17 protein-coding genes are annotated in these 20,403 nt (G+C 69.6%); 6 read left to right on the top strand and 11 right to left on the bottom strand.

Annotated features, from left to right (window positions below; all coding sequences use genetic code 11):
- Positions 1-12 precede the first annotated feature (12 nt).
- From RPX00_RS12955 to RPX00_RS12940, 4 genes are all read left to right on the top strand, one after another.
- Complete coding sequence (locus RPX00_RS12955; RefSeq protein ID WP_406639769.1) at positions 13-2,067, top strand: PhoX family protein; 2,055 nt, start codon at positions 13-15, stop codon at positions 2,065-2,067.
- A gap of 54 nt (positions 2,068-2,121) precedes the next feature.
- Positions 2,122-3,492: an SdrD B-like domain-containing protein gene (locus tag RPX00_RS12950; RefSeq protein ID WP_406639768.1), complete on the top strand. Its 1,371-nt coding sequence runs from the start codon at positions 2,122-2,124 to the stop codon at positions 3,490-3,492.
- A 98-nt stretch (positions 3,493-3,590) separates the two neighbouring features.
- Positions 3,591-5,270 carry a hypothetical protein gene (locus tag RPX00_RS12945; protein WP_406639767.1) on the top strand — a complete coding sequence of 560 codons (1,680 nt, stop codon included), beginning with the start codon at positions 3,591-3,593 and terminating at the stop codon, positions 5,268-5,270.
- A 45-nt stretch (positions 5,271-5,315) separates the two neighbouring features.
- A complete protein-coding gene (locus RPX00_RS12940) occupies positions 5,316-5,993 on the top strand; it encodes an SDR family oxidoreductase (RefSeq protein WP_406639766.1) in 678 nt (225 codons plus the stop codon).
- 236 nt (positions 5,994-6,229) lie between these two features.
- Here the strand turns inward: RPX00_RS12940 and RPX00_RS12935 are convergent, their stop codons facing one another.
- From RPX00_RS12935 to RPX00_RS12925, 3 genes are read right to left on the bottom strand one after another with little or no spacing between them, the layout of a single operon-like run.
- Positions 6,230-7,537, bottom strand: coding sequence for an amidohydrolase family protein (locus tag RPX00_RS12935; protein ID WP_406639765.1), 1,308 nt, complete (start codon positions 7,535-7,537; stop codon positions 6,230-6,232).
- A 30-nt stretch (positions 7,538-7,567) separates the two neighbouring features.
- Positions 7,568-8,221, bottom strand: coding sequence for a response regulator (locus RPX00_RS12930; protein ID WP_406639764.1), 654 nt, complete (start codon positions 8,219-8,221; stop codon positions 7,568-7,570).
- Positions 8,218-10,020: a sensor histidine kinase gene (locus tag RPX00_RS12925; protein ID WP_406639763.1), complete on the bottom strand. Its 1,803-nt coding sequence runs from the start codon at positions 10,018-10,020 to the stop codon at positions 8,218-8,220. Before RPX00_RS12925 ends, RPX00_RS12930 begins: the two co-directional genes overlap by 4 nt.
- A gap of 187 nt (positions 10,021-10,207) precedes the next feature.
- Here RPX00_RS12925 and RPX00_RS12920 point away from each other — a divergent pair, with 187 nt between their 5' ends.
- Positions 10,208-10,903, top strand: coding sequence for an ABC transporter ATP-binding protein (locus RPX00_RS12920; RefSeq protein ID WP_406639762.1), 696 nt, complete (start codon positions 10,208-10,210; stop codon positions 10,901-10,903).
- Positions 10,900-13,170, top strand: a complete 2,271-nt coding sequence (locus RPX00_RS12915; protein ID WP_406639761.1) for an FtsX-like permease family protein — start codon at positions 10,900-10,902, stop codon at positions 13,168-13,170. The genes RPX00_RS12920 and RPX00_RS12915 overlap by 4 nt, the downstream gene beginning before the upstream one ends.
- A gap of 102 nt (positions 13,171-13,272) precedes the next feature.
- Here the strand turns inward: RPX00_RS12915 and trmB are convergent, their stop codons facing one another.
- The 8 genes from trmB to RPX00_RS12875 all read right to left on the bottom strand — a co-directional run bounded on the left by trmB (position 13,273) and on the right by RPX00_RS12875 (position 20,301).
- A complete protein-coding gene (trmB, locus tag RPX00_RS12910) occupies positions 13,273-13,980 on the bottom strand; it encodes a tRNA (guanosine(46)-N7)-methyltransferase TrmB (protein WP_406639760.1) in 708 nt (235 codons plus the stop codon).
- 20 nt (positions 13,981-14,000) lie between these two features.
- Positions 14,001-14,495, bottom strand: coding sequence for a hypothetical protein (locus RPX00_RS12905; RefSeq protein ID WP_406639759.1), 495 nt, complete (start codon positions 14,493-14,495; stop codon positions 14,001-14,003).
- A 218-nt stretch (positions 14,496-14,713) separates the two neighbouring features.
- Complete coding sequence (locus tag RPX00_RS12900) at positions 14,714-15,457, bottom strand: hypothetical protein (protein WP_406639758.1); 744 nt, start codon at positions 15,455-15,457, stop codon at positions 14,714-14,716.
- Complete coding sequence (locus RPX00_RS12895) at positions 15,454-16,362, bottom strand: ABC transporter ATP-binding protein (RefSeq protein ID WP_406639757.1); 909 nt, start codon at positions 16,360-16,362, stop codon at positions 15,454-15,456. The genes RPX00_RS12900 and RPX00_RS12895 overlap by 4 nt, the downstream gene beginning before the upstream one ends.
- A gap of 155 nt (positions 16,363-16,517) precedes the next feature.
- The gene (locus tag RPX00_RS12890; protein WP_406639756.1) at positions 16,518-17,258 is read right to left on the bottom strand and encodes a hypothetical protein; all 741 of its coding nucleotides are present in this window, start codon (positions 17,256-17,258) and stop codon (positions 16,518-16,520) included.
- A 27-nt stretch (positions 17,259-17,285) separates the two neighbouring features.
- Positions 17,286-18,221 (bottom strand): ABC transporter ATP-binding protein, encoded by a 936-nt coding sequence (locus RPX00_RS12885; RefSeq protein WP_406639755.1) that lies wholly within the window; start codon positions 18,219-18,221, stop codon positions 17,286-17,288.
- A gap of 236 nt (positions 18,222-18,457) precedes the next feature.
- Positions 18,458-19,114: a response regulator gene (locus RPX00_RS12880; protein WP_406639754.1), complete on the bottom strand. Its 657-nt coding sequence runs from the start codon at positions 19,112-19,114 to the stop codon at positions 18,458-18,460.
- Positions 19,111-20,301, bottom strand: a complete 1,191-nt coding sequence (locus RPX00_RS12875) for a sensor histidine kinase (protein ID WP_406642895.1) — start codon at positions 20,299-20,301, stop codon at positions 19,111-19,113. Before RPX00_RS12875 ends, RPX00_RS12880 begins: the two co-directional genes overlap by 4 nt.
- Positions 20,302-20,403 lie beyond the last annotated feature (102 nt).

Here is a 20,403-nt window from a genome sequence, read left to right as displayed (position 1 = left end):
CCTGGAGGCCCCGTGTCCCTGGAGCCCGTACGACTGCATGGCCGGTCGGCGATCACCTGCGAATACCGCTGCGGCAACGCGTGCGCGCACGAGGCCCCGAACCCGACCGGCAACGAATACTTCGGCGACATCGCCAAGGGCGTCTCGCGGCGCGGGGTGTTCAAGGCTGGCGCGGTCATGGCCGCGGCGGCGGGCGGGTTCGCCGCGCTGTCCGGCACCGCCGCCGCGGCTCCCAGCCAGGCCCCGGCCCCGCTGGCCAAGGGGCGCACGGTGCCCGGCACGGACTTCACGCCGGTACCGCCGAACAAACTCGACGCCGTCAGCATCCCGGACGGCTACGCCCAGCACGTGGTGATCCGCTGGGGCGACCCGGTGGTCCCGGGCGCGCCGAAGTTCGATTTCCGCAAGCAGACCGCGGCCGCGCAGGCCAAGCAGTTCGGCTACAACAACGACTTCGTCGGCCTGATCCCGCAGGATTCGCTCGGCCTGCGCAATCTGCTGGTGGTCAACCACGAGTACACCACCGAGGTGCACCTCTTCCCGGCCGATCAGTACGACCCGGCCAACCCCACCGAGGAGCAGGTGAAGATCGCCTGGGCGGCGCACGGACTGTCGGTGCTGCAGACGCTGCGCGACCCGATCGGCGGCGCGCTGCGCACGGTTCCGAGCCCGCTGAACCGGCGGATCACTCTCGACACGATCTTCGAGGTGCGCGGTCCGGCGGCCGGTTCGAAGTACCTCAAGACGTCGGCCGATCCGTCCGGCAAGCGCGTGCGCGGCACGCAGAACAACTGCTCCGGCGGCGTTACGCCGTGGGGCACCGTGCTGTCCGGTGAGGAGAACTTCCACCAGTACTTCGCCAACGCGGACAAGGTGACCGACCCGACGGAGGCCGCGCGGCTCAAGCGGTACGCGATCGGCACCGGCACGAGCACGCGCAAGTGGGAGCGGTTCGACAAGCGCTGGGACGTTCCGCGCGAGCCCAACGAGCCCAACCGGTTCGGCTGGGTCGTCGAAATCGACCCGAACGACCCGAATTCGACGCCGGTGAAGCACACCGCGCTCGGCCGGTTCAAGCACGAGGCGGCGAACGTCAAGATCACCGCCGACGGACGGGTCGCGGTGTACTCCGGCGACGACGAGCGGTTCGAGTACATCTACAAATTCGTGTCGAAGGGCAAGTACAAGAAGGGGCATTCCGCGCTCGCCAGGCGGCACAATTCGGCGCTGCTGGACGACGGAACCCTCTATGTCGCCAAGTTCACCGGCGACAGCCCGGGCGAGATCGACGGCACCGGAAAGCTGCCCGCCGACGGCGAATTCGACGGCACCGGCGAGTGGATTCCCCTTGCCAGCGGCGACAAGTCCTTTGTGGACGGATTCACCGCGGAGGAGGTCTACGTGTTCACCCGCCAGGCCGCCGACCGGGCCGGGGCGACCAAAATGGACCGTCCGGAGGACATCGAGCCGAACCCGGTCAACGGCCGGATCTACGCCGCGCTCACCAACAACTCCGACCGCGGCGCGGCGGGCAAGGCCGGTCCGGACGAGGCGAACCCGCGTATCCGCAACAAAAACGGGCACATCCTCGAATGGGACGAGGACCGCGGCGACGCGGCCGCGACCCGGTTCTCCTGGCGGCTGCTGCTCGTCTGCGGCGACCCGGCCACGGCCGACACCTACTTCGGCGGCTTCCCGAAGGACCAGGTCAGCCCGATCTCGTGCCCGGACAACGTCGCCTTCGACCCGCACGGCAACCTGTGGATCTCGACCGACGGCAACACCCTCGGCGCGAACGACGGCCTCTTCTCGGTTCCGGTGTCCGGTCCCGAGCGCGGGCACGTGAAGCAGTTCCTGTCCGTGCCGGTCGGTGCCGAGACCTGCGGTCCGGTCGTCACCGAAAACCTCGTGCTCGTCGCGGTGCAGCACCCCGGCGAGGACGCGGCCAGCTCGGCGAACCCGACCTCGCACTGGCCGGACGGCGGCAGTTCGCAGCCTCGGCCCGCGATCGTGTCGGTGTGGAAGAAGGGCGCCTTCGGATTGCCGGGCCGGATCGGCCACCGGTAACACTTTGGGGTGTTTCTCACCGCCGAACCGGCTTCCTGGGTCTAGCTTCACCGCGTGAGGCGGGCAAGGAAAGTCGCGATCGGACGTACGGCGGGCGCGGCGGCGGGCACTGCGATGCTGGTCGGCGCGCTCGCCGTCGTCACTCCCGGGTCGGCTCCCGCCGAGGGGGCTCCGGATTGCGGCGGCATCGCGGCCAACCCGAGCGTGGAGAACGCCGGTTCGCCCGGCGGACCGCCACAGGGGTACCTGTTCAGCCCGGCCGCACCGGTTCCGCGCAGCACTCCGCCGGACCGGGTGCCGAAGCTGGTCACCAGCACCGCGCACGCGGTCGACGGGCACGTCAACGCCCAGATCCAGACGCCGGACGGGCGGGTCAGCTCGGCCAGCCAGCAGGTGAAGGCGGTGCCCGGCGGGCAATACTCGCTGTCGGTGTGGGCGGGTACGGCGCCGTCCAGTCTCGGTTCGCACGCGAACGCGACGACCGGGCTGCGCTTCGCCGACCGCACCGGCCGGGTGCTGGTGGAGAAACCGCTCGCGGTGACCCACGACGTCGCGTCCGACGGCAAGCTCGCCCAGCAGGAGGTGCCGCCGGTCACCGCGCCGGACGACACCGCGGCGGTCTCGTTTTTCGCCAGCACCAACCACAACTGGGTGCTGTGGGACTGCGTGCACGTGGGTCTCGCCGCGTTCACGGTGAAGATGGAGGTGCGGAATCCGGCGGACGGAACGTGGGGCCCGTCGGCTGCCATCCCGGCCGGCGATGCCGCGCACTTCCGCATCTCCGTCTCCAACACCGGTTCACAGCCGCTCACCGGCCTGCTCGTGAAGGACCCGTGGTGCACGGGCCTTCCCGGCGCGTTCGACCTCGCCGCGAGCGCGTCGAAGGAACTCGCCTGCACCCACCCGAACCTCACCGAGGACGACAACGGGCACGTCAACACCGCGAAGGTCACCGGCACCGGCCCGGGCGGTCCGCTGCCCGAGCAGAAAGCGTCCGCGACGGTCACCGTCACGCCGCAGCCTGCGGTCGGCAAGATCGGCGACCGCGCGTGGAAAGACGTGAACCGCGACGGCATTCAAGACGACGACGAACCCGGCTTCCCGGAGCTGCCGGTGACGCTCAAGGACGGCGCGGGCGGCACGGTCGCCACCACGCGCACGAACGCCGACGGCAGCTACCTGTTCGACCAGCGCAAGGACGGCACGTACCAGGTGTGCTTCGACGTGTCGAAGCTGCCGGACGGGCTCACCGTCACCCAGCGCGGCGCGGGCACGCCGGGACTGGACTCGGCCGTCGACCCGGCGACCGGCTGCACCTCCCCGTTCACCCTCGGCGGCAAGGACCGCGAGCGGATGGACCTGGACATCGGCCTCGCCCCGCCGGTGCCGTCCGTGCCGCCCACCCCGACCGTCCCGGCCGCTTGAGGTCCTGCACCGACCTTCGCGGCGACCACTGAGCGTCACTTCCAGGCGGATGCGAGACTGTGGCTGCACACCACGTCTCGGGGAGGTCTGGACCAATCATGACCGCGGCCGCTGGCGCTCCGCTGGACGACCCGCCCTCGTGGTACCGCCGCCCGATGGCCTGGACGTGGGCCGCCACCGGGGCGGTCCTCGTGCTGTACACGGTGCTCGCCTGGCAGCGCCGGTGGATGAGCGACGACGGGCTGCTCGTGCTCCGCACCGTCCGGCAGATCCTCGCCGGCAACGGGCCGGTGTTCAACGTCGGCGAGCGGGTCGAGGCGAGTACGAGTCCGTTGTGGACCTGGCTGCTCGCCGGGGTCGGCACGATTCCCGGACCGCCGCTGGAATGGATCGCGGTGATCGTCGGTCTGCTGTGCGCGGTCGGCGGCCTCTTCTTCGGTCTCGACGGCGCGCGCCGGTTGTACGCCGGACCGGTGGCACCCGCTGGCGCACTGGTCGTGTGCGCGCTTCCGCCGTTTCGGGATTTCGCGACGTCCGGGCTGGAAACCGGCCTGGTGCTGTTGTGGATCGGGCTGAGCTGGTGGCTGCTGGTGCGCGGCAAGGCGCCGGTCGCCACTGCGGTCGTGCTCGGGCTCGGTCCGCTCGTGCGGCCGGATCTGGCGTTGTTCAGCGTGGTCGGCTTCGTCGCGCTCGTGCTGTTGCGGCGGCCGCGATGGCTGGCCGGGCTTGGCTGGTTCGGTGCGGGGATCGCGATTCCGGTGGCATATCAGGTGTTCCGGATGGGCTACTACGGTTTGCTCACGCCGAACACCGCGCTCGCCAAGGAAGCGGCGAACGCCGACTGGCCGCGCGGATTCGCGTACCTGACCGATCTGATCAGCCCGTACGTGCTGTGGATTCCGTTGCTGCTGCTGGTGATTGTCGCGATCATGGAGCGCCGGTCACGGATTCTTCTGCTGACTTCGTTGGTGGGCGCGGTTTTGCTCGCGCTGTACGTGGTGCGCGTCGGCGGCGATTTCATGCACGGGCGGATGTTGCTGCCCGCGTTGTTCGTGCTGTTGCTTCCGGTCATGGCGATCCCGCTGACGCAGCGGACGATCGCGATCGCCGCCGGGGTCGCGGCGTGGGCCGTGGTCGCGGGCGGATGGCTGCGGGTGCCGTACGAGAACACGCATCAAGCGGTGAGTGTCACCGATGAGCGCAGTTACTGGGCGTGGGCGACTGGGCATGAGCACCCGGTGCTGGCGACGGATTACCTCGGGCAGGACGTCATCCGTCGGGCTGTTGACGCGGTGCAAGCGACTGATCAGCCGGCGGTGCTCGTCTATAGCTATGGCGACGTGAAGCAGTGGTTCCGGTTTCCGACCGATCGGCCGTACGTGACTATGGCGGCCGACAGTATGGGTGCGATCAGCAACATCGTGTCACTTGAAGTGCGGATTCATGACGGGTATGGGCTGGCGAGTGATCTTGCCGCGCATTCGTCGTCGATCCCTAACGGGCGTCCTGGGCATTCGAAGTGGCTGGTCGCGGCTTGGGAGATCGCTGAAGCTGGGCGTGGGGATTACGCCACTGATGGGCAGATTCGGATGTTCCAGCCGGTTGAGATCGAGGCTGCTCGTCGGGCGGTGCGGTGTCCGGACGTGCGGGAAGTGCTTGCGTCTACTCGCGAGACGCTGACTTGGGGTCGGTTTGTCGACAATTTGACTGGGGCGGTGGGGCGGACGGAGATTCGGTATCCGCGGGATCCGGCGGCTGCGGCTCGGTGTGGGGCGTGACTCCCTCGGCTGGCAGATAAGCCGCGGACGCATACCGTGGTTGGTATGACCGATCTTCCGCTTGCTTTGATTACCGGTGCCTCTCGCGGTATTGGCGCGGCTATCGCGCACCAGCTTTCCCCTACGCATCGGCTGTTGCTTGGTGGCCGTGATGCGGATGCGCTCGCGAAGGTGGCTGAGGAGTTGCCTGGGGCTTCGCCGTGGGCGGTTGATCTCACTGATGCTGCTTCGTTGGAGGCTGCGGTGAGTGAGATTGATCGGTTGGATGTGCTGGTGCACTCCGCGGGGGTGGGCAAGATCGGTACGGTCGCGGACTCGCCGTCGTCCGTTTGGCGGACGAATCTTGAGGTGAATGTGATCGCGGTGGCTGAGTTGACTCGGTTGCTGCTGCCTGCGTTGCGGGCTGCTCGGGGGCATGTGGTGGTGATCAATTCCGGGGCTGGGTACAACGCTCGGCCTGGGTGGGGGCCTTATGCGGCTAGCAAGTTCGCTGCTCGGGCGTTTGCGGATTCGCTTCGTGCCGAAGAGTCTGAGTTGCGGGTGACGTCTGTGTTTCCTGGGCGGACGGATACGGATATGCAGCGGGAGGCTCGGGCGCAGGAGGGTGGGGAGTATGAAGCCGGGAAGTATCTGCGGCCGGATTCTGTGGCTACGGCTGTGGTGACCGCTGTTACTGCTACTCCGGAGGCGCATTTTACTGAGGTTGTGGTTCGGCCTCGGTGACTGTTTCGCTTGGTGGCGTGGGGCACCCCGAAGCCCAGGTGTGCTGACGCTCGGCGGGTGTTTGTCAAGGCGGGAAAGATGCCTTGACAAACACCCGCCGAGCGCAGGGCGGCTTCGTATCGGGGTGCGGGGGTGGTGTGGGTGCACCGATCTTTGGGTGCATCGGCGGCGGGTTAGGGCCGTGAAGGACTCCTTGAGGGAATTAGATTCCCTCAAGGAGTCCTTCACGGACGGTGTTAGGCGCGTAGGCGGGCGGCGGTGTCGGCGACTGTGGCCTGGATTTCTTGGCGGTCTACTTGGGTTGGTTCTGCGTTGGCTACTACCTGTTCGCCTGCGACCCATACGTCGCGGACTCGGCGTGAGCCGGCGGCCCACACTAGGTTTGCCAGTAGTTGCTCGTCTGGGACATCGATGCCCGTCGCGAAAGCCGGGTCGTCTAGGTCGACGTGCACCAGGTCCGCCCAGCGGCCGGGCTCCAGTACGCCTAGGTCGTGGCGGCCTAGGGCTTCGGCTCCGCCGCGGGTGGCCATCAGGAACACGTCCTTGGCGGTCACTACCGTGGAGTCGTCGTTGGCTAGCCGGGCCAGCATTGCGGTGAGCTGCAGTTCTTCCCACAGGTCGATGTCGTCGTTCGACGCTGGGCCGTCGGTGCCGAGGCCGATTGCGACGCCTGCCGCGCGCAGGTCCTTGATTCGGGCGATGCCGGAAGCCAGCTTCGCGTTCGAGCCGGGGCAGTGGGCCATTCCGACTCCGCGGGCGGCGAAGATCGCGATGTCCTCGTCCGACAGATGGACTGCGTGTGCGGCGAGGGTGCGGCCGTTGAACATGCCTAGCGAGTCCAGCAGGCGCGGGACCGAACCGTGCTCCTTGCGCTGTTCGAGGTCCTCCGCGGCGGCCTCGGCGATGTGGATCTGCACCAGCGCGCCCCGTGCGGCCGCGGATTCCGCGGTGGCGCGCAGGCCGTCCGGGTTCAGCATGTATGCCGAGTGTGGGCCGTAGCCCAGTTCGATGCGTTCGCCGGAGCCGAAGCGCAGGCCGTCGGCGTCGATCCAGCGGTCGATCGCGGACAGGGTCGAGCGCCAGTCCATTCCGGGCAGCTCGATGACCGGCGGCGCGACGAGGACGCGGCCGCCGGTGGTGAGCACCGCGTCGACTAGCTGCTCGCCTTCGAAATACATTTCCGCGCTGGTCGTCACGCCGTGCCGGAGCATTTCGACCGAGCCGAGCAGCATCCCGGTGCGCACGTCGGTCGGCTTCAGCTTCGCCTCGGTCGGCCAGATGATCTCGCGCAGCCAGCGCAGCAGCGGCAGGTCGCCGCCCATTCCGCGCAGCAGCGTCATCGGGCTGTGTGCGTGCGCGTTCACCAAGCCGGGCAACAGGATGCCGGTCAGCCGGGTCACCTCGCCGGTGAACTCCGGCGCGCTCGAAGCCGGTCCGGTATACGTGATCCGGCCTTCGTCGTCGACGTCCACGACGGCGTCGCGGAGCAGCGAACAGGACGGGTCGGCGGGGAGAACGACGGGGGCGTGGAATCGACGCGACATAACGAGATAGTACGGGCGTGCCAGTAGCGGCTAATCCACTACGCCGCTACGCCAGGCCCAAGCTGCGATTTCCACTCGGTTACGCGCGCCGACTTTGCCCTGCACCGAAGCCAAATGCGTCTTGACCGTCGAGAGCGACAGGAACAGTTCCGCGCCGATTTCGGTGTTGGTGAGCCCGCGTGCGGCGGCCTTCACCACGTCCAGTTCGCGCGCCGTCAGCGGTTCCGACGGGGCCGGAGCCTCGCGCTTCACCGTGTTGCCGCCGTCGAAGTGCTTCAGCAGCCGGACGGTGATCTGCGGCGACACCAGCGCGTCGCCGCGGTCGGCCGCGCGTACCGCCTCGATCAGCAGGGCCGGGCCGGCGTCCTTGAGCAGGAAGCCGCTCGCCCCGTTGCGCAGCGCGGTGTGCACGTATTCGTCGAGGTCAAACGTGGTGACCACGACGACCTTCAGTGGGTCGGCGACGTCCGGGCCGGCCAGTTGGCGGGTCACCTCCAGCCCGTCGAGCCCCGGCATGCGGATGTCCAGCAGGCACACGTCCGGGCGCAGTTCGCGCGCCTTGGCGACCGCGGAGACCCCGTCCGGAACGTCCGCGACCACCTCGATGTCGTCTTGGGCGTCCAGGATCATGCGGAATCCCATCCGCACCATTTCCTGGTCGTCCGCGATCAGTACCCGGATCACCCGTCTGTCTCCCCGTTCGCCTCGAGCGGCAGCCAGGCCTCGACCCGCCAGCCGCCGTTCGGCTCGCGGCCTGCCGAAAGCCTGCCGTGCAGCAGCGCGACGCGTTCGCGCATGCCGACCAGACCGTATCCGCCCGACCCGCCGGCCGGACGACGAGTCTGCCCGGTCCCGTTGTCGGTCACCCGCAAGTGCAGTTCGCCGCCGACGACCTCGGCCAGCGCGATCGCCTCGGTGGCGTCCGAGGCGTGCTTGCCGACGTTGGTGAGCGACTCCTGGACCAGCCGCAACGCGGACCGGCCGACCTCGTGCGGCAGGTCCGGCGGGAGATTGAGCCGCAGTTTCGTGGGGATGCCGTGGTTGCCCGCCTCGACGAGCCTGCGCAGGTCGGCGGCGAGGTCGGTGGTCGCCTGCTCGTTGAACTCGCCCGAACCGGCCTGCGCGTCGCCGCGCATGCTGCGGACCAGCCGGCGCATCGCGGCGAGCGCCTCGACCCCGGCGTTCTCGATCCGGCCCATCGCCTCCAGCGCGAGTTCCGGGTTCTTCTCCCCCATCATCCGCGCGGCCTGCGCCTGCACCACGATCCCGGTCACGTGGTGCGCGACCACGTCGTGCAGCTCCCTGGCCAGCGCCATCCGCTCCGACGTCTGCGCGTCGGTGACCGCCGACTTCACCACCTGCGCGCGTTCGGAATCGCGGGACCGCAGGTAGAGGCCGATCGCGATGGCGATGCCGAGCAGCAGGACGGCGACCGTCGCGAGCATCCCGAGCGTCACCGGGTCGGTCAGCAGCCGCCCGGTGCGGTACTGGCTGAAGTTCAGCACCGAACCGACCGCGACCACGCCGGACAGCACCACGATCCGCGGCCAGGCCCGCGCGAGCGGCACCGCGCGCACCACGTTCACGACCACGCCGAAGGCGGCCACGATCTGGGTCGGCGGGATGCCGCCGAGGAGCTGGTAGCTGTGGCTCGGATGCAGGAACGGCGTCGCGAGCGCGGACAGCAGGAGGATCCCGGCGACCGCCAGGATCGAGTCACGCGGACGCCGCGGCGACAGCGCGGTCACCGCGGCGGCTCCGATCGAACAGGCCAGCAGCGGGAAACCGCGGCTGCCGCTTTCGTAGGTGTAGCCGAATTCGATCAGCACGCCGATGCTGAGCATGCCGATCAACGGCCACTGGCCGCGCACCAATTCGGTGAACCGGTGCATATTTCGCAGGCGTTCCACCGCGGCCGGGTCGCGTTCGCGGCGCGGACGGCCGACCGCGCCGGTGACCACGGCCGCGGCGAGGAGCAGGAAACCGAAAAGCATCGACTGCACAATGCTGCTGGCGTAGAGCCTGCTGTCGAATTCGCGGCCGAACACCGCGGTGAGCGCGCCGAGGACCAGCGCGCTGATCACCGCGAACGCGACCCCGGGCCGGGCCCGGCGGGCGAGGAAGTAGACCATCTCGATCCCGGCCACGACCTCGGTGATGCTCAGGTTCGCCAGCACGCTGGAGTAGGCCGGGATGTTCAGGTAGCGGATGAAGAACGTGAAGAACATCAGCGCCAGCGCGCCGAATACCCCGGCCACCGCCGCGCGTTTGCGGGCGAACAGCGCGCACGCCGCCATCGAGAAAATGCCGGGGAAAAGACCGAGATCGATGAACCGGGGCCCGGCGTTGTCGAGTGCCGCGTCGGTCACGAACACGAGGTCGAACGCCAGCGCGGCGAGCAACACGAGCACGGACATGTCGAGCCGGCGGGCGAGTTCGGTCGCCCGCGCGGCAAGAGTTTTCGACGGCGGGGAGTGCGGCACACCGTGACGGTAGAGGATCCGCGGCTGTGCGCACCTTGGCCACGTGGTTCGTCGCCATCGGCCGATCGGCCGATGGCCGCCCCGCCGGTACCGGCCGTCTGCCCGAAGTGGACCTCCGCCCGGATCCGCGAAGCTGCGTTCCGTCGCAGTCGAAGAGGGATCACGGAGACAGGGAGAGAGCTGGCGGATGACGAATCCACACCTGAGTGCCGGACCGGTGTTGTCGGGGCGCGGACTGGTGAAGCGCTACGGGCAGCAGCACGCGCTGGCCGGGATCGACATCGACGTCCAGCCGGGCGAGGCGATCGCCATCGTCGGCCCGTCCGGATCCGGCAAGACGTCGCTGCTGCACGTGCTGGCCGGCATCCTGCGTGCCGACAGCGGCGAGATCTGGTTGCAGGGACAGCGGATCGACCAATTCGGCGAAAAGCGGCGCAGCGAACTGCGCCGTACCGAATTCGGTTTCGTCTTCCAGTCCGGAATGCTCGTGTCCGAGCTGACCGCCGAGGAGAATGTCGCGCTGCCGTCGCTGCTGGCGGGCGGAACCCGCGGCGAAGCGATCGCGGCGGCAAGGGAATGGCTCGGCAAACTCGGTTTGTCCGGCAAGGAAGCCCGCCGTCCCGGCGAGCTTTCCGGCGGCGAGGCGCAGCGCGTGGCGATCGCCCGCGCGCTCACCCACCGGCCGAAGGTGATCTTCGCCGACGAGCCGACCGGCGCGCTCGACACTCGCACCGGCCGCGACACGATGGACGCGCTTCTCGCCGCCGGGCAGGCGTCCGGCGCCGCGGTGCTCGTGGTGACCCACGACCGGGAACTCGCCGAATCGATGCCGCGCACCGTGGCCATCCGCGACGGCCTGATCGCCACGAGGCTCGCGGCATGAACCCCTTCCAGCTCGCCCTGCGGGTGCTGCGCGGCGACCGGCGGACCCGCACCTCGGCGATCCTCACCGCGGTCGGCGTCGCCGTCGCGACCGGGCTCGTCCTGCTGCTGGCGACCCTGCCGTACGCCACTCAGGCGCGCGAGCAGCGGGCGCTGTGGCAGAGCAGCGGCCGCTACGACTCCGGCGAGCAGAACGCCCTGCTCGTCAACTCCTCCAAGGACTACTTCGACGGCAAGCAGGTCGCCAGGGTCGACATCGCGATCACCGGTCCGACCGACGCGGTGCGGCTGCCGCCGGGCATCCCGCAGCTGCCCGGCCCCGGCGAGACGATCGTGTCGCCCGCGCTCGGGAAGCTGCTGAACGCCACCCCGGCCGACCAGCTCGGGAACCGTTTCGGCAAACCGGTCGCCGCCTTCGGCGAGCAGGCGCTGCGGTATCCGGAACAGCTCGTCGCGCTCGTCGGGCACAGCCCGCAGGAGATGCGTCCGTACGGGCACAAGGAACAGTCCGGCCAGGACGCGTTCCCGGCCTCGTCCTTCCCGGCCGGGCAGGGGCATCCGGACAGCCTGCTCACGGTCCTGTCCTGGGTCGGCATCATCGTGCTGCTCGTGCCGAGCCTGGTGCTCGTCGCGTCGTCGGCCCGGCTCACCGCCGCCCGCCGCGAACAACGGCTCGCCGCGATCCGGCTGGCCGGCGCGACCCCGGGCCAGGTGACCGCGATGGTCGCCGCCGAAACCGGATTGTCCGCGGGCGTCGGCGCGCTGCTCGGCCTGCTGGTGAGCCCGGCGCTGCGCGGGCTGGCCACGTTCGTGCCGTGGGACGGCGGGACCTGGCTGGCGTCGGACTTCGCGCTGCCGGTGGCGCTCACCGTGCTCGCCGTGCTGCTGGTCCCGCTGCTCGTGGTGCTCGCCGGGGTGCTCGGCCTGCGCCGGGTGGTGCGCACGCCGCTGTTCGCGAGCGGCGGCCACACCGTGAAACCGTTGCGCTGGTGGCGCTTGCTCGCGCTGCCCGCGGCCGGATTGTTCTTCTTCTACACCGTTTTCGCCACCCGCAGCGGCGGCGGCGGCAACCTGGTGCTGTTTGGCCTGTTGCTGGTGGTCGCTTCGGCGATGGTGGTCGGACCGTGGGTGACGTCGGCGGTCGGCGGCACGTTCGTGCGGATCTGGCGGCGGCCGTCGTCGCTGCTGGCCGGACGGCGGCTGCGCAACGACCCGAAGGGCTCCTACCGGGCCTCGGCCGGGATCGTGCTCGCGGTGTTCACCGGGTCGATGGCGCTCACGCTGCTGCCGTCGATCGAATCCCTCGCTGGCGGCGGACGCCAGTACGTGGACTCGGCGCTGTACGTCGACGTCAACGCGGACCGGGCACCGGAAGCGACCGAGCGGACCAACGCCACGCTCGCGAAGGCCGGGCTGCCCGAACGCGTCGTCCAGGTGGCCAGCGTGTACGTGATACAGGGCGAGGGGAACTACCGGTCGATGCAGCGCGCATACGTCATGACCTGCGCGGATGCCGCCAAGCTGACCCGGCTCGGGATCACCCAGCAGGACTGCAAACCCGGGGTCGGCCTGTACTCGCCGTACCAGCTGGACACGAACAACCTGCGGGTCGCGCGCTACGGCGGCGAGGACAGCACCGGCACCCCGCTCGGCGCGGTGCGGACGGGCACCTACCACCCGGAGAAGCACAACAACTTCGGCGAGTACGTGATCGACCCGTCCGCGGTGCCAGCTGGCGTCAAGCCGACCCAGGTCACCCTGGTCGTGCCGACCGCCGAGGCCAACCGCGAGATCGTGCGGACCGCACTGGTGCCCAACGCGGTCGGGGAGGAAATCGGCAGCCGCGAGCAGTACCTCTACGGACAGCAGGTGCAGCTCGACGACCTGCGCCGGGTCACCGTCATCGGCCTCGTCGCGGCGGGCATCCTCGCCGGCTGCAGCGCCGCGGTCGCGACCGCGGGCTCGGTGATGGACCGGCGGCGGACGTTCGGTGCGCTCATGGCGGCGGGCACGCCGGTGCGGGTGCTGTCCCGGGCGCTGCGGATGGAGGCCGCGCTGCCGGCGCTGGTGGCGACGATCGGAGCGGGCGTGACCGGTGTGGTGGTCGGGCTCGGGCTGTTCATGGCGACGATGGAACGCGGGTCGGTCGTGTTCAGCCCGTGGATCGCCGCGCCGGTGGTGCTGGGGATCGGGGTCGCGCTGCTCGGCGCGTCGGTCTGCACGCCCGCGCTGCGGCGGGTGCAGGCGGAACCGCTGGCCGACGAATAACTGGCGTCCGCCCCTCGTCGGGGGAGGGGCGGCACCGGGGGTGAAAAGAGCGAAGGGCCGTTGCCGGGGGTGGGAACCCGGGAACGGCCCTTCGTCATGTCGTCAGCGTTTCTCGAAGATCAAGTCGTGCGAAACCCGGCCCTCCCGGTCCGCCCGCTGTTCGAACTTCGTCACCGGCCGCCACTCCGGCCGCGGCGCCCAGCCGCCCGGCTCGTCCGCGTACCGGTTCCGCAGCGCCGGTTCCGCCGAGCACACCTCGAGCATCTGCTCCGCGTAGTGCTCCCAGTCGGTGGCCATGTGGAACGTTCCGCCCGGCGCGAGCCGCGACGCGATCAGCGCGACGAACTCCGGCTGCACGATCCGCCGCTTGTGGTGGCGTTTCTTCGGCCACGGGTCCGGGAAGAACAGCCGCACCCCGGACAGCGTGCCCGGCTCGACATGCGAAGTCAGCAGGACCACCGCGTCGCCGTGCATGAGCCGCAGGTTGGTCACGCCGAGCTTTTCCGCGCGCAGCATCAGCTGTCCCAGCCCAGGGTCGTACACCTCGACCGCCACGTAGTTCAGCTCCGGCGCGGCCGCGGCCAGCTGAGAGGTGGTCTCCCCCATGCCGGAACCGATCTCCAGCAGCACCGGCGCTTCCCGGCCGAACCACTCCGTGAAGTCGACCGGGCCTTCGGGCAGCTCCGACACCGTCCGGCCGAGCCGCGGCCAGTGTTCTTCCCAGGCCCGCTGCTGGCCGACGGTCATCCGGCCGCCGCGTTTGACGTAACTGACCACGCTGCGCAGCCGTGGCTGGTCCTCGTTTTCCACCTGGACAACATACGGTCAGGTCAGCGGACCGCTTCGAACTCCCCGAGCCGGGAGCGCAGTCCGGCCAGCCCGGCCACCGCGACCGGCTCCGGCGCGCGGGCGGAATGCGCGGGCAGCACGTCGATCCAGCCGTCGTGCCGGTCGGTGTTGAGCACGGTCGTGGGGATCGAATGCCCGGACTTGCCGCGTTCGGAGGGCATGAATTCCCAGTACCCGGATTCGCCGTCGGCCGCCCACGGCACGAATTCCCAGCCCATCCGTTTGCCGAGCAGTTGCGCGACCCGGTCCTCGATGCGGAAGCCGAGTTCGCGCGAATCGAGCCGTCCGCTCGCGACCGCGCGCAGCCACCACGGCGCGGGCAGCGCCTCGTCGGTGCCGCTCGCCCGCCGGTACAGCCCGAGCACCGCGTCCTCGGGGGCGCGGTGCACCCACGCCTGGCGCAGTTCGGACGGCCGGGTCGCGGGCAGCGCGAACCGCGGCAGTTCGATCGCCTGGGACCATTCGAGGTCCAGCATCGGCTCGAGCCGGGGGTTGGTACCGCGACGTCGCGGGAAGCGAGTTGGTGATCAGCGTCCACCGTCAAGGTTCACCTCCGGAGAGCTGAGACGGGGCTCTGCTTATGAATATCCGTGGTTTTCAGACAGTATGTCCGCTTGCTGTGAGAGAAGCCACACCGGTTTACGCGAATTTAATCCGATTGCCCGCCACGCAATCGGGAATGTGCACGTGCAGGTCAGGCGTCCCGCCGATTCGCGGTGGCCACGCCCGCCGCGAACAACACCGCGCTGATCACCGCGAAATACGCGAGATATCCCCACGGACCGAAAGGCGGGGACAGTTTCAGCGTCGCCCTGGCGAAATCGCCGCCGGCGAACTGCGAGGCGGCGTAGAACGGCATCCACTGGTAGAGGTCGGTGCCGATCTTGGGAATCAGCAGCACCAGGCCCTCGACCAGCTGCGTCCACACGAGCACGATCGCCAGCGTCAGCGCGGAACTGCGCAGCAGCAGGCCGACCCCGACGCCGAGCAGCCCGGTCAGCGCGAACGTCAGCACCTGCCCGAACACGATGCGCCAGTCGGCTCCGGAGTGCAGGCCGAGATCGGCCTCGGGACGCACGAGGTGCGCCAGCCCCCACGAACCGACGCCGGCGATCAGGCCAAGCACCGCGCAGGTGCCGAACACCACGGCGCCCTTGGCCAGCAGTGCCGGCGTCCGGGCCGGCACCGCCTGGAAGGTGAGCCGCAGCGTGCCCCAGCTGAAGTCGGCGGTCGCCGCGAGCACCGCCAGCACCAGCGCGACCGTGCGGCCGGTGCTCGTGGCGAGCTGAGTGTTGCTCACGTTCGCCGTGATTTCGGCCCCGGACAGTCCGAGGAACAGCGCGGTGAACGCGATCGGCGCGGCTACCGCGATCAGTGCGCACCACCACGGCGCGCGCGTGCTGAAAAGCTTGATCCGTTCCGCCCGCAGCAGATTCACCGCGCACCTCCACTGGTGAATTCGGCCGCCTGGCCGGTCAATTCGAGGTAGGCGTGCTCGAGCGAACCGGCCAGCGGGCTCAGCTCGTGCAGCGTGGCCTGGGCGGCGAAGGCCAGTTCGCCGATCGCGTCACTGTCCATTTCGGACACCAGGAACGCACCGGAATCCTCGGTGAAAACCGCGCGTGCTTCGGTGAGCGCTTTCCGTAGCGCGTCGCCGTGCGGCGTGCGCACCCGGACGCCGCGCGAACCGGCGCGGGCCACGAAATCGGCCATCGTGCCCTGGTAGATGAGCTGTCCGCGGCCGATCACCACGAGATCCTGCGCGGTTTGCTCCATCTCCGGCAGCAGATGGCTCGACACGAACACCGTGCGGCCTTCCTCGGCGAGCCCGTGCAGCAGCTGGCGCACCCAGTGCACGCCTTCCGGGTCGAGGCCGTTCACCGGCTCGTCGAACAGCAGCACGCGCGGGTCGCCGAGCAGCGCGCTCGCGATGCCGAGCCGTTGCAGCATGCCGAGCGAGAAGGTGCCCGCGCGCTTGCCCGCCACCGCGGTCAGCCCGACGAGTTCGAGCACCTCGTCGGCGCGCCGGTCCGGCAGCCCGTTCGTCGCCGCGAGGAACCGCAGGTGCTGCCGGGCGGAGCGGCCCGGATGCCGCCACGTCGCGTCGAGCAGCGCGCCGACCGTGCGCAGCGGATCGGTCAGCTGCCGGTACGGCTTGCCCTCGATGTGCGCGGTGCCCGCGGTGGGCGCGTCGAGCCCGAGCAGCAGCCGCATGGTGGTCGATTTTCCCGCGCCGTTCGGTCCGAGGAACCCGGTGACGCGACCGGCGCGCGCGGTGAACGTCAGGTCTCGCACCGCGACGGTGTCGCCGTAGGACTTCGTGAGTCCGGTCGCTTCGAGCACGCTCCACCCCTTCTCGTGAAACCGAACTCTACCGAAACGGAAAGATCCGGGCCGCCCCCCGAATGGCGACCCGGATCTTGTTCCCCTTTTCCCTTTTTCCCCTTGTTCGGCTCCGCCGGCCCCCGCCTGACTCGTCCGAACGCCCCTGTGGGTCTTTACGCGTCGCGCTTCTTCGCGACGCCGATCGCGATGGCCAGCAGCACCACGGCCACGCCGGCGAAGTAGGCCAGCGAACCCCACTGCGACAGCGCCGCGTCCGGTGCGCCGGGCCCGCCGGAGCTGCCGCCGAGGAACCGCTCCGCGACGTTGAACGGCATCCACTGGTGGATCTTCGGGCCGATGGTCGGGATCAGCTGCACGAGGTTTTCCACGGCCAGCACGTAGATCAGCAGCAGCGACAGCGCGCCGGCGCTGTGCCGGATCAGCGTGCCGACGGCGACCGCGATGACCGCGGCGAAGGCGAACACCACGCCGACGCCCGCGACGGTGATCCAGTCCGCGGAGGTCTGCAGCGCCACCGAGTCCGACGGGCGGATCGCGTAGCCGAGACCCCACGCGCCGAAGGCGGCGATCTCGCCGATCACGAGCGACAGCACCGCGACGACGGTGGCCTTGGCGACGAGCACGCTGCCCCGGTGCGGCACCGCCTGGAACGTGGTGCGGATGGTGCCGAAGCGGTATTCGGTGGTGACCGCCAGCGCCGCCAGCACCATGATCACCGCGATGCCGAACTGGTGCCCGGCTTGGGTGTTGGCGACCGACAGCGTTTCCCCGCTCGGGAGCGAACCGGCCATGAGGCCGGCGAACCCGATGGTGAGGGCCAGTGCGATGAGGGCGCACCACCACGGCGACCGGGTGGTGAAGAGCTTGATGCGTTCGACCGCGAGCAAAGTCATGGTTTTCTCTTCCCAACGAGAGTGTGGTCAGCGGATGGCCGCGGCCTGCTGCGCCTCAGCTTCGAGCCCCGTGTGGTACTCGACGGAGTCGCCGGTGATCTGCATGAAAGCCTGTTCGAGCGAGCCGGTCTGCGGGCTCAGCTCGTGCAGGACGAGGTTCGCCGAGGCGGCGATCTCGCCGATCTTCGCACTGTCCATTCCGGACACAATGAGCGCTTGGTCCGCGTCGGTCACCTGTGCGCTGGCGGAGATCAACTGCTGACGCAGTGCCGGAAGCTGCGGCGAACGCACCTTTACCGTGTTTTCCGCCGCCCGTGCCACGAATTCCTCAGTGGTGGACTGCGCGATGAGCTGGCCCCTGCCGATGACCACGAGATCGGTCGCGGTGAGCGCCATCTCCGAAAGCAGGTGGCTCGACACGAACACGGTCCGGCCCTCGGCGGCGAGCCGCTGCATGAACTTCCGGATCCAGAGGATGCCCTCCGGGTCGAGGCCGTTCACCGGCTCGTCGAACAGCAGCACCTCCGGGTCGCCGAGCAGAGCGGCGGCGATCCCGAGCCGCTGCGACATGCCGAGCGAGAACCCGCCCGCCCGCTTGCCCGCGACGCTGGTGAGGCCGACGGTGTCGAGCACCTCGTCCACCCGCGCCGCCGGGATCCGGTTGGAGCGGGCCATCCACTGCAGGTGCGCGCGGGCCGAGCGGTTGGGGTGCACCCATTTCGCGTCGAGCAGCGCGCCGACCGTGCGCAGCGGTTCCTTCAGGTCGCGGTACAGCTTCCCGCCGATCCGGACCTGGCCCCCGGTGGGGTTGTCCAAGCCAAGGATCATGCGCATGGTGGTGGACTTGCCGGCGCCGTTCGGACCGAGGAAGCCGGTGACTTTCCCGGCGGCCACGCTGAACGACAGGTTGTTCACCGCGAGCGTGTTCCCGTAACGCTTGGTGAGACCTGTTGCCTCGATCATCCCCTGCTCCCTCTACGGCGGTGCGGACGTGATTCATCCTGTCTCAGCGCCGCCGTTTTCGCGTCATCCCGTGGATCGAACCGGCTACCCGACCTGAGTAGTACTCAAGCGGGTCGCGAGGTGGAGTGCGATGGGGGATGCCCCTGAGCCGACCCTGATTTTTCACCCGGTACGCGGGGACCCCGCCGGGGAGTCCTCGGCGGGGTCCGTTGTGGACAGTGTCCGGAGTGGACGGTTCAGCCGATCCCTGGCCGGGCGAGCCCGGTCTCGTACGCGAGGACGACCGCCTGCACCCGGTCGCGCAGGTCGAGCTTGGACAGGATCCGCCCGACGTGTGTTTTCACCGTAGCCTCGGAAAGGAACAATGTCTCGGCGATCTCGACGTTCGACATGCCTTTCGCGATCAGCACGAGCACCTCGCGTTCGCGGTCGGTCAGCACGTCGAGTTCGGCCGGATCGCGCATTTCCGCACCGGCCGAGCCGACGAACCGGTCGAGCAGCCTGCGGGTGACCGAGGGCGACATCACCGCGTCCCCGTCGGCGACCGAACGCAGCGCGGACACCAGGTAGTCCGGCTGGGTGTCCTTGAGCAGGAAGCCGGACGCGCCGCCCTGCAGCGCGGCGTAGACGTACTCGTCGAGGTCGAAGGTGGTCATCACGAGCACCCGCGCGGTGCCCGCCGCGACGATCTGCTTCGTCGCCTCCACCCCGTCGAGCACCGGCATTCGCACGTCCATCAACACGACGTCGGGCCGCAGTTCGGCGGCCATCCGCACGGCTTGCGCGCCGTCGCCCGCCTCCCCGACCACGTCGATGTCGGCCTGCGCGCCCAGCACCATCCGGAACCCGACGCGCATCAGTTCCTGGTCGTCGACGACCACCACTCGGATCACGAGTTCAACCTAACCGGCAGCACCGCTCGCACCTGCCAGCCACCGCCGGCGGCGGGGCCCACCTCTAGTGTCCCGCCGTACACGTGCGCGCGCTCCCGCATCCCGATCAGCCCGTTCCCGCCAGCGACCGCGAGCCGCGGCGCCGATTGCCGCGTCGTCGTGGTTCCGCCGGTGCCCACCTGTTCGAGCTGCCGGGCCCGTCCCGCGCCGTCGTCGCGCACGAGCACCTCGACCTGGTCGCCGGTCCGCTGCACCCGCACCGCGGCGCGGGCCCCGGCCCCGGCGTGCTTGAGCGTGTTGGTGAGCGATTCCTGGACGATCCGGTAGATCCCGAGCGACACCCCGGCGGGCAGTTCGCCCAGCCCGTCGCCGAGGGAGAGGTCCACCGGGACGCCCGCGGCGCGCATCCGTTCGGCGAGGTCGCCCAGCGCGGTCGCGTCCGGCTGCGGCACGCGCGGTTCGTCGTCACCGTGGTCGTTGCGCAGCACGTCCAGCAGCCTGCGCAGTTCGCCGAGCGCGCCGCGGCCGGTTTCGGAGATCGTTCCCAGCGCGCGTCCGGCCAGCTCCGGATTGGATTTCAGGGCGAGCGCCGCGCCGTCGGCCTGCACGACCATCACGCTCACCGAATGCGCCACCACGTCGTGCAGCTCCCTGGCGATCCGGCCGCGCTCCTCGGCCACCGCGATCCGCGCGGCCTGGTCGCGTTCGGTCTCCAGCAGGTGCAGCCTGGCCTCGAGTTCGCGCTGGTAGGCGCGGCGGGCGTACATGAACTCGCCGAGCAGCCAGCAGAAGGCGATGGTGAAGGCGCTGAACAGCAGCTGCGCGGCCATCGACGGTTCGGGTTTGACGATCGCGGTGACGACGCTGGCCACGATGAACGCGCCGCCGTAGATGAGCCCCTGCTTCCGCCCGACGTAGACCTGGACCGAGTAGAGGCTGATCGCGAGCGCGGCCAGGCCGGATACGCCGAGGTCCAGCGTGCTGTGCGCGTACGAAATGACATACACGACGTACGCGGCGAGCACCGGCCGTTTGCGGCGGAACACCAGGGGCGCGACCACCGCGAGGTCGATCGGGACTGCGACGTACCACTCCGGGCCGGGCAGCTCGGGGTCGAGGCCGCCGCCGGCGAACATCAGGATGTCGAGCGTGGCGAGGAACAGTGCGAGCAGCGAGTCCCCCACCATCGGGTGGGCACGCATCCAGAGGCTGAGCCGTCGCACGACTCAACAGTAGGTCGCGCCGGGGACTGCCGCGTCGGTCGCGGGTAGCACCTTCGGTGCGACCGA

The organism is Amycolatopsis sp. WGS_07 (assembly GCF_045278895.1).
Lineage (GTDB): Bacteria > Actinomycetota > Actinomycetes > Mycobacteriales > Pseudonocardiaceae > Amycolatopsis.
Note: the sequence above shows the minus strand (reverse complement) of the source record. Positions and strands in the feature narration are given on the sequence as shown.